The sequence below is a fragment of the Verrucosispora sp. CNZ293 genome (genome assembly GCF_002754655.1).
Window position 1 is genome coordinate 3,645,840 of sequence record NZ_PEFR01000001.1, and the last position, 13,166, is coordinate 3,659,005.

11 protein-coding genes are annotated in these 13,166 nt (G+C 70.3%); 4 read left to right on the plus strand and 7 right to left on the minus strand.

Annotated features, from left to right (window positions below):
* Nucleotides 1-35 precede the first annotated feature (35 nt).
* On the minus strand, nt 36-1,793 hold the full coding sequence (ctaD, locus tag CLT74_RS16515; protein ID WP_099847339.1) for an aa3-type cytochrome oxidase subunit I: 1,758 nt from the start codon (nt 1,791-1,793) through the stop codon (nt 36-38).
* A 118-nt stretch (nt 1,794-1,911) separates the two neighbouring features.
* Nucleotides 1,912-3,018 (minus strand): FAD-dependent monooxygenase, encoded by a 1,107-nt coding sequence (locus CLT74_RS16520; RefSeq protein WP_099847340.1) that lies wholly within the window; start codon nt 3,016-3,018, stop codon nt 1,912-1,914.
* A 353-nt stretch (nt 3,019-3,371) separates the two neighbouring features.
* On the opposite strand from CLT74_RS16520, the gene CLT74_RS16525 reads away from it, so the two are divergent.
* Both CLT74_RS16525 and CLT74_RS16530 read left to right on the plus strand, forming a co-directional pair.
* On the plus strand, nt 3,372-4,514 hold the full coding sequence (locus CLT74_RS16525; RefSeq protein ID WP_099847341.1) for a glycoside hydrolase family 12 protein: 1,143 nt from the start codon (nt 3,372-3,374) through the stop codon (nt 4,512-4,514).
* A 145-nt stretch (nt 4,515-4,659) separates the two neighbouring features.
* Nucleotides 4,660-5,187, plus strand: a complete 528-nt coding sequence (locus CLT74_RS16530; protein WP_099847342.1) for a GNAT family N-acetyltransferase — start codon at nt 4,660-4,662, stop codon at nt 5,185-5,187.
* A gap of 99 nt (nt 5,188-5,286) precedes the next feature.
* Here CLT74_RS16530 and CLT74_RS16535 read toward each other — a convergent pair whose 3' ends face one another.
* Nucleotides 5,287-6,072, minus strand: coding sequence for an aldo/keto reductase family protein (locus tag CLT74_RS16535; RefSeq protein WP_099847343.1), 786 nt, complete (start codon nt 6,070-6,072; stop codon nt 5,287-5,289).
* A gap of 99 nt (nt 6,073-6,171) precedes the next feature.
* On the opposite strand from CLT74_RS16535, the gene CLT74_RS16540 reads away from it, so the two are divergent.
* Nucleotides 6,172-7,218 carry a DNA polymerase ligase N-terminal domain-containing protein gene (locus tag CLT74_RS16540; protein ID WP_099847344.1) on the plus strand — a complete coding sequence of 349 codons (1,047 nt, stop codon included), beginning with the start codon at nt 6,172-6,174 and terminating at the stop codon, nt 7,216-7,218.
* Nucleotides 7,219-7,234: 16 nt separating this feature from the next.
* Entirely contained in the window at nt 7,235-8,428 is a 1,194-nt protein-coding gene (locus CLT74_RS16545; RefSeq protein ID WP_099847345.1) for a threonine synthase, read from the plus strand.
* A gap of 54 nt (nt 8,429-8,482) precedes the next feature.
* Here CLT74_RS16545 and CLT74_RS16550 read toward each other — a convergent pair whose 3' ends face one another.
* The 4 genes from CLT74_RS16550 to CLT74_RS16565 all read right to left on the minus strand — a co-directional run bounded on the left by CLT74_RS16550 (nt 8,483) and on the right by CLT74_RS16565 (nt 12,964).
* Nucleotides 8,483-9,853 (minus strand): pectate lyase, encoded by a 1,371-nt coding sequence (locus CLT74_RS16550; protein ID WP_099847346.1) that lies wholly within the window; start codon nt 9,851-9,853, stop codon nt 8,483-8,485.
* Between the two features lie 175 nt (nt 9,854-10,028).
* Nucleotides 10,029-11,825 (minus strand): glycoside hydrolase family 15 protein, encoded by a 1,797-nt coding sequence (locus tag CLT74_RS16555; protein ID WP_099847347.1) that lies wholly within the window; start codon nt 11,823-11,825, stop codon nt 10,029-10,031.
* 84 nt (nt 11,826-11,909) lie between these two features.
* Complete coding sequence (locus CLT74_RS16560; protein WP_099847348.1) at nt 11,910-12,302, minus strand: cupin domain-containing protein; 393 nt, start codon at nt 12,300-12,302, stop codon at nt 11,910-11,912.
* A 254-nt stretch (nt 12,303-12,556) separates the two neighbouring features.
* Nucleotides 12,557-12,964 carry a hypothetical protein gene (locus CLT74_RS16565; protein ID WP_099847349.1) on the minus strand — a complete coding sequence of 136 codons (408 nt, stop codon included), beginning with the start codon at nt 12,962-12,964 and terminating at the stop codon, nt 12,557-12,559.
* Between the last annotated feature and the right edge of the window lie 202 nt (nt 12,965-13,166).

The following is a 13,166-nucleotide window of genomic DNA, read 5'->3' on the forward strand; positions in this document are numbered from 1 at the left end:
GGAACGCGGTGTTTCAGCTCGGGTGACGCGGTGGGTCAGCGGCGATCGATGTCGCTGGACACGTCCTCGGTGTAGCTGGCTCCACCGTCGGACTCGCTTGTCAACGGCTTGGAGCCGCCCTCGGGGGGACCGGCCAGGGTCTGTCCGGCAGCCAACTCGGGGAACTTGTGGTCGAAGGCGGGTCGCTCGGAGCGGATTCGCGGCATCCGGTCGAAGTTACGCAGCGGCGGCGGCGAGCTGGTCGCCCACTCCAGCGAGTTGCCGTGACCCCACGGGTCGTCCACCTCGACCACCGGGCCGGCCTTGTAGGACTTCCAGCAGTTGTAGATGAACGGCAGCGTCGAGATGCCGGTGGTGAAGGCACCGATCGTGGAGATCATGTTCAACGTGGTGAAGCCGTCGCCGGGCAGGTAGTCGGCGTACCGCCGGGGCATGCCCTCGCTGCCCAGCCAGTGCTGGATCAGGAACGTGGTGTGGAAGCCGATCATGGTGAGCCAGAAGTGAATCTTGCCGAGCCGCTCGTCGAGCATCCGGCCGAACATCTTCGGGAACCAGAAGTAGATCCCGGCGAAGACCGCGAACACGATCGTGCCGAAGAGCACGTAGTGGAAGTGCGCCACCACGAAGTACGAGTCGTGCAGGTGGAAGTCGAGCGGTGGGGCGGCCAGCAGCACTCCGGTCAGACCACCGAAGAGGAAGGTGACCAGGAAGCCGACGGACCAGAGCATCGGTGTCTCGAAGCTGATCTGCCCCCGCCACATGGTGCCGATCCAGTTGAAGAACTTCATACCGGTGGGCACCGCGATGAGGTAGCTCAGGAAGCTGAAGAAGGGCAGCAGCACCTGGCCGGTGGCGAACATGTGGTGCGCCCAGACGCTCATCGACAGGCCGGCGATAGCGATGGTGGCGGCGACCAGACCCTTGTAACCGAAGATCGGCTTGCGGGAGAAGACCGGGATGATCTCGCTGATGATGCCGAAGAACGGCAGCGCGATGATGTAGACCTCGGGGTGACCGAAGAACCAGAACAGGTGCTGCCAGAGCATCGGCCCGCCGGTTTCCGGGCTGTAGACGTGCGCACCGAGCAGCCGGTCGGCGGCCAGCGCGAACAGCGCGGCGGCCAGCAGCGGGAAGACCAGGATCACCAGGAGGCTGGTGACCAGCATGTTCCAGGTGAAGATCGGCATCCGGAACATGGTCATGCCGGGCGCACGCAGGGTCAGGATCGTGGTGATCAGGTTGACCGCGCCGAGGATGGTGCCCAGACCGGAGATGGCCAGACCGACCACCCACATGTTGGCGCCCACGCCCGGGGCGTGCTCGCTGGTGCTCAGCGGGGTGTACGCGGTCCAGCCGAAGTCCGCCGCGCCGCCCGGGGTGAGGAAGCCGGCGGTGGCCATGGTGCCGCCGAACAGGTACAGCCAGTAGGCGAAGCTGTTCAGACGCGGGAAGGAGACGTCCGGAGCACCGATCTGGATGGGCACGACGTAGTTGCCGAACGCGAACACGATGGGCGTCGCGAAGAACAGCAGCATGATCGTGCCGTGCATCGTGAACAGCTGGTTGTACTGCTCGGGCGACAGGAACTGCAGCCCGGGCCGGGCCAGCTCGGCCCGCATGATCAGGGCCATCAGGCCACCGATCATGAAGAACACGAACGCGGTGACCATGTACATGATCCCGATTTGCTTCGCGTCCGTGGTCCGCAGCATCCGCGCGATGGCCGACCCCTTGACCGGTTCCCGGACCGGCCAGGGCCGGGTCACGACCGGCTTGGGTGCGACGGTGGTCACGAGTGGCCTCCGGTTCTGGGTTGTCCCGCTCGGCGCGCGCTGACTCAGCGGGCCGTCATCCGCAAGGAGGATAGTCCCCGGCAGGTGACATCACCGCGTGGGGTCGCCCCGAGGTGGATCACAGCGGGCCGAGGAGCAGCCGGTAATGCTCCCCGAAGATGCGGTCGCCGCGTCCGCGCAGCAGCGGGTCGCGCAGCGCCGGCGGCACGTCGCGGGTGCGGTTGCGGTCCCGGGTCCGGTCCTGCACCCATCTGGTACGCGGGCGACGGCGGCTCTCGTACGCGGTGAGTGCCGCCTCAACGCTGCCTGCCGCGTGCAACGACTCGGCGAGCACCACCGCGTCCTCAAGCGCCATCGCGGCACCCTGGGACAGGGTCGGCGCGGTGGCGTGCGCGGCGTCGCCGACGAGCAGCACCCGCCCCCGGTACCAGCGCCCGAGTTCGACCTCGTCGGTGGTGGTGGCGTACACCCCGTCGAGCGCGTCGAGCACCTCCGGCACCGGTCCGCCGTACTCGCCGAACAGTTCGCGTAGCCGGGCCAGCGGGTCGGCCGGCAGGTCGGTGCCGGCCTCGTCGGCGTAACAGTGCAGCCGGCCGGCGCCGATCGGCACCACGAGGAAGCCGCAGCGCCGCCCGAGCAGTGCGGTCCACTCGTCGACCGCCGGGCCGTCGCGGACGACGCCGCGGTAGACCACCTGCCCGGCGGGGCGGGGCGGACCGCCGAGCGCGGCCAGCGCCCGGATCGAGGAACGCGGCCCGTCGGCGCCGATCACCAGGTCGTACTCGGTCTGGGTGCCGTCGACGAAGGTGACACCGACGGCGGACGGCAGCAGGTCGATGGTGCGTACCTCAGCGCCGTGCCGGACCGCGCCGCCGGCGCCGCTGAGCAGTACCCGGTGCAGGTCGGAGCGGGCGAGTGCGCGGCACTCCCCGACCCCGGCCCAGAGCGCGTCGAGGTCGACCTCGCACAGCGGCGCGCCCGTCGAATCGAGGAAGCGTTGCCGGTGGATGACCTTTCCGTACGGGCGGACCGGGTCGTCGAGGTCCAGCCGGCGCAGTGCGCGGGCCGCGTTGCCGGGCAAATAGAGGCCGGCGTCGGTGAGGTCGTGCGGCGGCGCCTTGTCGGTGAGGTCCGGCCGGAAGCCCGCCAGGCGCAGCGCCCGGGCCACGGCCAGCCCGGCGATGCCCGCGCCGACGACGAGGATGCGCAGGGGGGAGCCACGCATGGGGGTGTACGCCTCCGGAGGGGTTCGGCACGCGTTGAAGGCAAGAGACTACTCGGCGCAATCGGCGCACACCAGAGGCAACCGGCCCACCCCCGACATCTCTCGGCACCGCCGGATCCGCCCCTCGGTGCCGGTCACCAGCCACCCGGAGTCGGGCGGATAGCCGATCGTGGCGTCCGTGACACACGTCGCATTTGACGCCAATCACCCTCACCTGTTGCGCCCTTTGTTTCAAGGATGTAAATGTGACGATGAGCGTGGGAGCGCTCCCGCAACTATCGGCGGCGCGTTCCCGACAGCTCCGTCCGCATCCGTAGGAGGCGTCCGGGCGACGCCGCAGCGCTAGGAGCATCATGAGACGTACCTTGCGGGCCATCATGGCCGTCGGGCTGGTTGCCGCCGGCTCGATCGTCGCCGTGGCCCTCGGCGGCACCGCCTCCGCCGACACCCAGATCTGTGAGCAGTACGGCTCGACCGTGATCCAGAACCGGTACGTGGTGCAGAACAACCGCTGGGGCACCACCGCCCAGCAGTGCATCAACGTCACGAACAACGGCTTCGAGATCATCACCCAGAACGGCAGCAGCCCGACGAACGGCGCGCCGACGGCGTACCCGTCGGTCTTCCTCGGCTGCCACTACACCAACTGCTCCCCCGGCACCAACCTGCCGATCCAGGTCAGCCAGATCAGCAGCGCGACAAGCAGCATCAACTACCGGTACGTGAGCAACGGCATCTACAACGCCTCGTACGACATCTGGCTCGACCCGTCGCCCAAGCGGGACGGCGTGAACCAGATGGAGATCATGATCTGGTTCAACCGGCAGGGCCCGATCCAGCCCATCGGTTCCCCCGTCGGCAACGCCAACATCGACGGGCGCAACTGGGAGGTCTGGCGGGGCAGCAACGGCTCGAACAACGTCATCTCGTACGTCGCACCGTCGGCCATCAGCAGCGCCAACCTGAACCTGCTGGCGTTCATCAACGACACCCGTAACCGGGGCGCGATCACCAACTCCTGGTACCTGACCAGCATCCAGGCCGGGTTCGAGCCCTGGCAGGGCGGCGTCGGTCTGGCCGTGACGAACTTCTCGGCCGCGGTGAACGGTGGTGGCAACAACAACCCGCCGCCCACCACCACCCTGCCGCCCACCACCACTCCGCCGCCCTCCGGCAGCGGCGCCTGCGCGGTGAAGTACACGGCCAACGCGTGGAACAACGGCTTCACCGCCGACGTGCAGATCACCAACACCGGGTCGAGCACGATCAACGGCTGGACCCTGGCCTACTCGCTGCCGTCCGGGCAGCAGGTGACGAACTCCTGGAACGCCACGGTGAGCCAGAGCGGTTCGTCGGTGACCGCCCGCAACGTCGGCCACAACGGCACGATCTCGCCCGGCGGCACGGCCAGCTTCGGCTACCAGGGCACGCTCAACGGATCGTACGCCAACCCGTCCAGCTTCACCCTCAACGGCACCGCCTGCTCGCGCTCGTGATGAGCGGGTGCCGGGGTGTGGGTTCGCCGCACCCCGGCACCGATCAGGCCGACTGACGTCCACCGACCGGTGGCTCACCCGGGGTTGCTCAGTGGTGTCGAGAGATCGCAGACTTGGCAGCCACGACGACGGGGGCCGAGCTGACGTGGACGTACGCCTGGAAGGTGACGGGATAGTCCTGCGCCAGTGGTCCGAGCAGGATCTCGACCAACTGGTCACGCTCTTCGACGATGCCGAGATGGCGTACCGCCTGCCGGTGGCGACCCCGTTCGACCTGGCTGCCGCCGAGGCGTACCTGAACTCCGCCCGGCGTGCCCAGCAGGCCGGCGCCCGGGTCTACCTCGCCGTCACCAGCGGCGACGACCTGGCCCGTGGCGAGGCGATGCTCAACCTGGCCACGGGCACCATCGGCTACGCGATCGGCCCGGCCTATCGCGGTCAACGCCTGGCCAGCCGCGCTCTTCGGCTGATGACCGGGTACGCCCACCAGGTGATCGGCCTGCCGACGGTGTACCTGGAGATCGAATCGGACAATACCGGCAGTGTGGCCGTGGCCCGGTCCGGCGGTTACCGGCCGACCGACGACGAACCGGTTTTCGTCGAGGACAAGGGCCGCCGATACGCGCTGCACCGCTGGGCGCACACCGACCCGACGCCACCATCCGTCACCTGACAACGGGAGCCGCCACTCGCACGGATTGCGGCAACTCGGGCTCTCCGGAAGCGCTGAGAGCCCGAGTTGCCGCAACTCGCGCCACCGTCCGCGACAGGGTCAGGAGCCGAGGGCGTCGATGTCGCGCATCTCCTCGGCGGTCAGCGAGAAGCCGAAAACGTCCGCGTTGGCGCGGATCCGCTCCGGCGTCACCGACTTCGGGATCGCCACGATCTCGTGGTCCAGGTGCCAGCGCAGCACCACCTGGGCGGGCGAGACGTTGTGCGCGCCGGCGATCCGGGTCAGCACCGGGTCGGACAGGTCGGTGGTCTTGAACGGGCTGTAGCCCTCCAGCACCACCCCACGGTCCCGGTGCTCGGCGTGCCGCTGCCGGTCGTAGAGCCGGGGTCCCCACTTGATCTGGTTGACCGCGGGGTTCTCCTCGGTCGCCTGGATCAGCTCGTCGATCTGGGCGGTGCTGAAGTTGCTGACCCCGACCGCCCGGGCCAGGTTCGCGTCGCGGGCGGCGAGCATCTCCCGCCAGACCGGGATCAGGTCACCGGGATCGTTCGGTGGCCAGTGCACCAGCCACAGGTCGACGTGGTCGACGCCGAGGGCGCGCAGGCTCTCCTCGATCGTCTCCCGTTCCCGGCCGACCCGCTCGGGTGGCAGCTTTGTGGTGATGAAGACGTCCTCCCGGCGCAGCCCGCTCTCGCGGATCGCGCGGCCGACCTCCTCCTCGTTGCCGTACATGGTGGCGGTGTCGATGTGTCGGTAGCCGGCGTCGAGCGCGGCGAGCACGGCCTTGTAGCCCTCCTCGCCGGTCGCCTGCCAGGTGCCGAAGCCGAGCAGGGGGATCCGGACGTCACCGGGGAGAACTGCGGTGGGGTGGTCACTGTGGTTCATACCGACCGTTCTACCCCCGTTGACGCTCGGCATGCCCGGGATAAGGCGCGTCCACCCGCCGCCGGGCGCGTCGGCGCGATTTGCCGGAGAATGCGGGATGTGGCTGACCGGCTGGAGGAGTACCGGCGCAAGCGGGACGCCGCGCGTACCCCCGAACCGGTGCCGGCCGGGCGGCCCCGACGGTCCCGGGCGGACGACCGCGCCCGGTTCGTCATCCAGCAGCACCACGCCCGGAGCCTGCACTGGGACCTACGGCTGGAGCGCGACGGGGTGCTCGTCTCCTGGGCGGTGCCGCGCGGCTTGCCGCGCGATCCGGGACGCAACCACCTCGCCGTGCACACCGAGGACCACCCGATGGAGTATCTCGACTTCGCCGGTGACATCCCGGCCGGCGAGTACGGCGGCGGCCGGATGCTCATCCACGACCGGGGCACCTACCGCTGCGAGAAGTGGCAGGACCGCGAGGTGGTGGTAGAGCTGCGGGGGAAGCGGACCAACGGACGGTACGTGCTCTTCGCCACGGGCGGCCGCGACGGCCGGGACTGGATGGTGCGGCGCACCGACCCGCCGCCGCCGGGCTGGACCAGCATGCCCGAGCTGGTCGAGCCGATGCGTCCCTCGCCGGCCGGCCGGCTCCCCACCGATCAGGCCGCCTGGGGGTACGAACTGCGCTGGGACGGGATACGCGCGGTGGCGTACGTCTCCGGCGGACGGTTGCGGCTGCTCTCCGACACCGGTGAGGAGATCACCGGAAGGTACCCGTGGCTGCGGCCGATGGCCGAGACGCTGGCCCCGACGGAGGTCGTGCTGGATGGTGTCCTGGTCCGTATCGACAGGGCCGGGCAGGTCCGGCCGGCACCGGGTGGGCGCAGTACCGCCGACGCCCAGTACCTGCTTGTCGACCTGCTCTGGTTGGAGGGGGTGAGCAGCCTGGAGGTGCCGTACCCGCAGCGCCGCGAGCTGCTCGACTCGCTGGCACTGTCCGGGCCGCACTGGCAGACTCCGCCGTGGTTTCCCGGCGCCGGTGCCGAGACCTTGCGTGCGGCGCGTGAACAGGGCCTGCCCGGGGTGGTGGCGAAGCGGTTGGACTCCAGCTACGAGCCGGGTCGCCGCAGCCGCGCGTGGCGCAGCGTGGACGTGAGCTGAGACGGCGAGGAGCGGCGTGTATCTGACCCACCTCGAGTGCCCGCGCTGCGGCCGGGAACACGACGCCGGTGTGCCGCAGAACCTCTGCGAGTGTGGCTCACCGCTGCTGGCCCGCTACGACCTCGCGGCGGCGGCGCGGGTGATCGAGCCGGAGCGGTTCGGGTTGCGTCCGGCCGACCTGTGGCGCTACCGGGAGCTGCTCCCGGTGGCCGATCCGAGGTGTGTCACCACGCTCGGCGAAGGATGGACGCCGATGCTGCGGGTGCCGGCGTACGGTGCGGACATCGGCATCGACGAGCTGCTGGTCAAGGACGAGGGGTTGACCCCGACCGGCTCGTTCAAGGCGCGGGGGGCGGCCGTGGGCGTGAGCCGTGCCCGGGAACTGGGCGTACGCCGGATCGCCATGCCGACAAACGGCAACGCGGGCGCGGCGTGGGCCACCTACGCCACCCGGGCGGGGTTGGGCGCCACGATCGTGATGCCGCTGTCGGCACCGACCATCTGCCGTCGGGAGTGCGTGGCCGCCGGCGCCGACCTGCGCCTGGTCGACGGGCTGATCGGCGACGCCGGGCGCCAGGTGGCCGCGCTGGTCGCGGCCTCCGACGGCACCGTCTTCGACGCCGGTACGCTGCGCGAGCCGTACCGCCTCGAAGGCAAGAAGACGATGGGGTACGAGATCGTCGAGCAGTTGGGTTGGCAGGTGCCCGATGTGATCATCTACCCGACCGGCGGTGGGGTGGGGCTGATCGGCATCCACAAGGCTCTCGGCGAGCTACGGGAACTGGGCTGGGTCGAGGACAAGCTGCCCCGACTGGTGGCGGTGCAGTCCACCGGCTGCGCGCCGATCGTCCGGGCGTTCGCCGCCGGTGACGAGCGGGCGCGACCGTGGGAGAACGCGCACACCGTGGCGTTCGGCATCACCGTTCCGGCGCCGTTGGGCGACGAGTTGATCCTTGACGCGCTGCGGGCCACCGCCGGCACCGCGGTCGCGGTGGACGACGCCGAGATCCTGACCGACCTGCGTGATTTCGCCGCCCGGGAGGGCCTGCTGCTCTGTCCCGAGGGTGCCGCCTGCCTGACGGCCGCCCGCCGGTTGCGGGCCGGTGGCTGGATCCGTGCGGGCGAACGGGTGGTCGTGCTCAACACCGGCGCGGGCGTGAAGTATCCGGAGACGATCGACGTCTCCGGCGTGCCGGTGCTGCCGCGCTGACGCACGACGCCCCGGGGCCGGGACCAGCACCCGGGGCGTCGGCGCACCGCTGGGTCAGCGGTACGTGATGTCGGACGCGGAGTAGAAGCAGTTCACCCCGTCGGCACCTTCGCCGATCTTGGTGGGTTCGCTGCCCTTCGGCACGCCCCGGTACTTCTCGCAGATGACCGTGTTGCGGTTGGGGTCGTTCAGGATGGTGATCCGGCTGAACCGGGCGGTGTCACCCCAGTTGGTGTTGATGCCGGCGAGCGCCTTCGTGGCGGTGGCAGTGACGTTGTCCATCACCACGTGCCGCTGGTACGAGGTGGAGCAGTTGCCGCAGGCGCGGTAGAGCTTGCCGGAGTTCTCCACCCGGAAGTTGCGGATGGTCAGAGTGCCGCCGCCGTTGTGCTGGAACACCTTGTCGCTGGCCAGCTTCGCCCCGCCACCGTCGACGGTGTAGGTCGACCCGCCCCGGAAGGTCGCCGCGTCCTCGCCGACGTCCTCCCACCAGACGTTCGTCAGCGTGCAGTTGCCCTCGCAGTGCACACCGTCGCCGGCCGGGGCACCGATGATCACGTTGCGCAGGCTGGCCCCGTTCGCCAGCACGAACATCGGGTCCTGGCTCTCACTCTGCCCGCCGTCACCGATGCCGTAGTAGCGCCGGAGGCCACCGTCGAAGGTGCCGGAGACCTGGATGGTGGCGTCCACCTTCTGGTTTGCGGTCGGCGTGGGCCAGTTGGCCGGGGGCGGGTTCGTGGTGGGCGGCGGGGTGGTCGGTGACGGCGGCGGGGTGGTTCCCGGCGGGGTGGTCGGGGTCGGGCCGCCACCGGAGTCCACAGTGACGTCGTCGAAGCTGCCGCCGGCGTACGCGGTGACCAGGGCGACCCGGCCCGCCGCGACCAGGCTGTTGCTGCCCGAGGCCACCTGGGTGCCGTTGACGAGACCACGGATGGTGCTGCCGCTGGCCTCGATCCGCAGCGTGTACCAGGTGCCGGCGGTGACGCCGAGCGAGGCGGAGCCGATGGTGGTGATCTGACTGCCGTTGACGGCCTGGAGTTCGGCCCGGCCGGAGCCGAGCAGGGCGAGCCGGTACATCTTGGTGCTGCTGCTGGCGCGGGCCGCCAGGCCGACCAGGGCGGTGGACGAGCCGAAGGCGGTGGGGCGTACCCGGGCCTGGACCTGGTAGTCGGTCCAACCGGTCTGGCCGGCGAACTGGCGGGCCAGTTCGCTGCCGGTGTTCGACTGGTGCAGCGCCCCGCTGGTCACCGTCCAGGTGCCGCCGGACTTGGACCAGCCGGACGCGTCGCCGTCGTCGAAGTTGTCGGTGAAGACCGTGGCGGCGAGAGCCGACGTGCCCATGCCGAGCGCGAGGGCGGCCACTGTCGCGCCGGCGCCGACCGCGAGCAGCAGTGGTCGGCGTCCTCTGACGTGTCTGTGTCGCACGGTTTGTCCTCCTCGATGCGGTGGTGGCTATCCCCCGACGCGGCAGGGCTGGATGCGGCTGGGCAGCACGGGATGACCAGCTAAAACACGCCGGGAAAGGGCTTTCCTACAAGACGTAGGCTAGGCCTGCGCATATACGGGCGTCAATGACAAGGACTTGCAGGAATGTTGCAGGTCACTCGGCTGTGGGCTCGGTCAGCCGCCACGCGGCGTTTACCTGGCCGATGTGGGACAACGCCTGGGGCATGTTGCCCAGGTGCGCCCCGGTGGTCGGGTCGATCTGCTCGCTGAACAGCCCGACGTCGTTGGCGTGCCCGCTGACCCGCTCGAAGAGCCGGGCGGCCCGCTCCCGCTCGCCCGCCAGCACCAGGCACTCCACCAGCCAGAACGAGCAGAGCACGAAGCCGGCCGGGTCGCCGTCCCAGCGGCGGATCAGCCCGTCGGCACCGCCCAGCTCCCGCTCGACCGCCTCGATCGTCGCCCACATCCGTGGGTCGGTGGCCGGTAGGAAGCCCACCACCGGCAGGTACAGGGCTGAGGCGTCCAACGTCGACGACCCGAAGGCAGTGGTGAAGATGCCCAGACGCTCGTCGAAACCGTCCCGGAGCACCATGGCCCTGATCTCGTCCCGGATGCCGGCCCAGCGGCGGACGTCTGCCTGCCCGCCCAGCTGCGGGGCCAGCCGCACCGCCCGGTCCATCGCCACCCAGCAGAGCACCTTCGACGACAGGTAGTGCCGCTCACGGTCGCGCGGTTCCCAGATGCCCCGGTCGGGCAGTCGCCAGGTGGCCGCCACCTGCTCGGTGAGACCGAGCACCATGTCGCGCAGCTCGGCCGGGAGCTGCTCGCCGAGGTAGTCGCGCAACCGCCAGACCGCCGAGATGACCTCGCCCGGCACGTCGAGCTGCCGCTGCCGCCAGGCGTCGTTGCCGACGCGTACCGGTCCGGTTCCGGCGTACCCGATGAGGTGGGGACAGGCGTGCTCGGAGACGTCCCGTTCCCCCTCCAGCCCGAACAGCACGGGGACCGCATCGGGGCCGACCCGGCCGATCGAGCGGGCCGCCCAGTCGAACAGTCGGGACGCCTCGGTCGGGCAGGCCGCCACCCACAGAGCCCGCATGGTCATGGCGAAATCCCGCAGCCAGCAGAACCGGTAGTCGTAGTTGCGGTCGCCGCCGATCCGTTCCGGCAGCGAGGTGGTAGGCGCCGCGGCGACCGCGCCGCTGCGGGCGTACGTGAGACCGGTGAGAACCGTGGCGCTGTGCCGCACCACGTCGGCATAGCGGCCGTCGTACCTGTGGCTCTCGCGGAACGCCTGCCAGGCCAACGCCGTGTCCGCCAACGTCCGGGCCGGATCCAGCCGGGCCGGTGGATCACCGTACGCCGGTGCGTAGGCCAGGTCGAAGCCGAGCACCTGCCCCTGCTCGACGGTGAAGGTGTGCCGCACCCGGTCGTGCTCGGCGCGCAGGCGCAACCCGTCGCAGCGCAGCGCCAGTTCCACCGGGCCGGCCGCGGCCGTCACCGTACCGTCGGGCAGTTCCCGCAGGTACGGGGTGAGCAGGCCGTACTCCGGTCGCGGGCGGTAGTCCAGGACCATCGGCACCCGGCCGGACAGTCCCTCGACGACGCGCAGCAGTACGGCCGGTGAGCGCATGCCGAAGTCGTGGGCGCGGGCGCCCTCCTCGGCGGCGAGGGCGTCGGTGACCGCGACGCTGCCCTCCGGGGTGTGGTGCACGGTACGCAGGATCAGCGTGTCCGGCCGGTACGCACGCTGCACCCGGTGCCCGGGCTGCCCCACGGCCACCGGTGCCAGGAGCCAGTGGCCGCCGTCCGGGTCGAGCAACCGACCGAAGACCGAGGGCGAGTCGAACCGGTTCGGGCACCACCAGTCGATCGAGCCGGTCCGGCTGACCAGCGCACCCGAGCGGCAGTCGGAGAGGTACCCGTAGTCGGAGATCGCCGGCTGCTGCATGCGGTCGGCGTACCCGGGATTCCGGGGCTCATCACGCCCCGCACGGGTGTCCGCCGGCCCGGCCGGGCCGGGCCGGCGGACGGGTCAGGAGGTCGGCGGCTCGTCCTCGCCGGCCTCCTCGGCGGCGTCGGCCTCCTCCTTGGTGCGGTGGACGGCCTGGTCGGCGTGCTCCGGCGGCCCGTAGACGGTGTAGAGCACGAGCGGGTTCGGCCCGGTGTTGACGAAGTTGTGCCGGGTGCCGGCCGGTACGACCACCAGATCGCCCTGCACCACCTCACGCTTCTCACCGGCCACCTGCGCCTCACCGGTACCGCTGACGAAGGTCAGGATCTGGTCGATGTCCTCATGGACCTCCTCACCGATCTCACCGCCGGGTGGAATCGTCATGATCACCAGTTGGGTGTGGTTCCCGGTCCACAGCACCCGCCGGAAGTCCGGGCTCTTCTCGGCGACTGTCGCGATAGTGAAGTGCTCCATGCTCCGACACATACCCCGTGGCGGGCCGCGCCACGCCGGGGTTCGCAAATGGTGGAACAGACCGCCGCCGGAGGGTTTGGACCGATGCCGAGCGGGGATCGACACCAGCGACCGGTACGACAGGTCATGCCAGGTCCCCGCTGACGTACCGCCGTACGGCTGCGGCGGTGGGAGACGGCCGAGCGCGGCGCGGTTTCGACCCTCGGGTCAACGGCGCCGCGCGCTCGTGCGCGCGCCCCTACCGTGAGCGCCGCTCAGGAGAGCACGGCCAGGTGAAAAGGCCGGTCGGCGGCTGACCCGGCAGCGTCGAAGGTGGTCACGAAGACGGCGTTCGGAATGCCGGTGCGGCCCGCGACCGCGATCTGCCCCGCCGGAGCGAGGCCGGTGCTGGCTGGCAGGCCGACGGTGCCGACCACACTGGCACCTGTCACGTCCTGGTCGAAGACCACCTGGTACATCCCGGTCCGCAACCGGCTGGCCGCTGCCGCGCCCAGCCCTCGGACCAGGAGGCCGTCGGCACTGACCACGGCGAACAGGACTCTCGCGGTCAACGGCATGCCGGCGCCGGCGCAGGTGGTGTGTTCGGCCTCGGCGTTGGCCGTGGCCTCGTCCCCCGGCACCGGCTGGGGCGCACCTCTATTCCTGGCTCTCGCGCTGGACATCGCACTCCTTCCCAGCCCGCCCGGGGCCCTGCATGTTGAGTTGTTTGCGGTGACTAAAGAGGGATCAGCGCCGATCAGCCCCCTTTGTGCCTCGAAGGTATGTCGCGTTCCCCTTCGACAGCCAGGCGAACAGCTGTCCGATCATGGACATGCGTGCTGCCCGGCGATGGCCTTGACCTGGGCATACGTCCTGTACACGGGC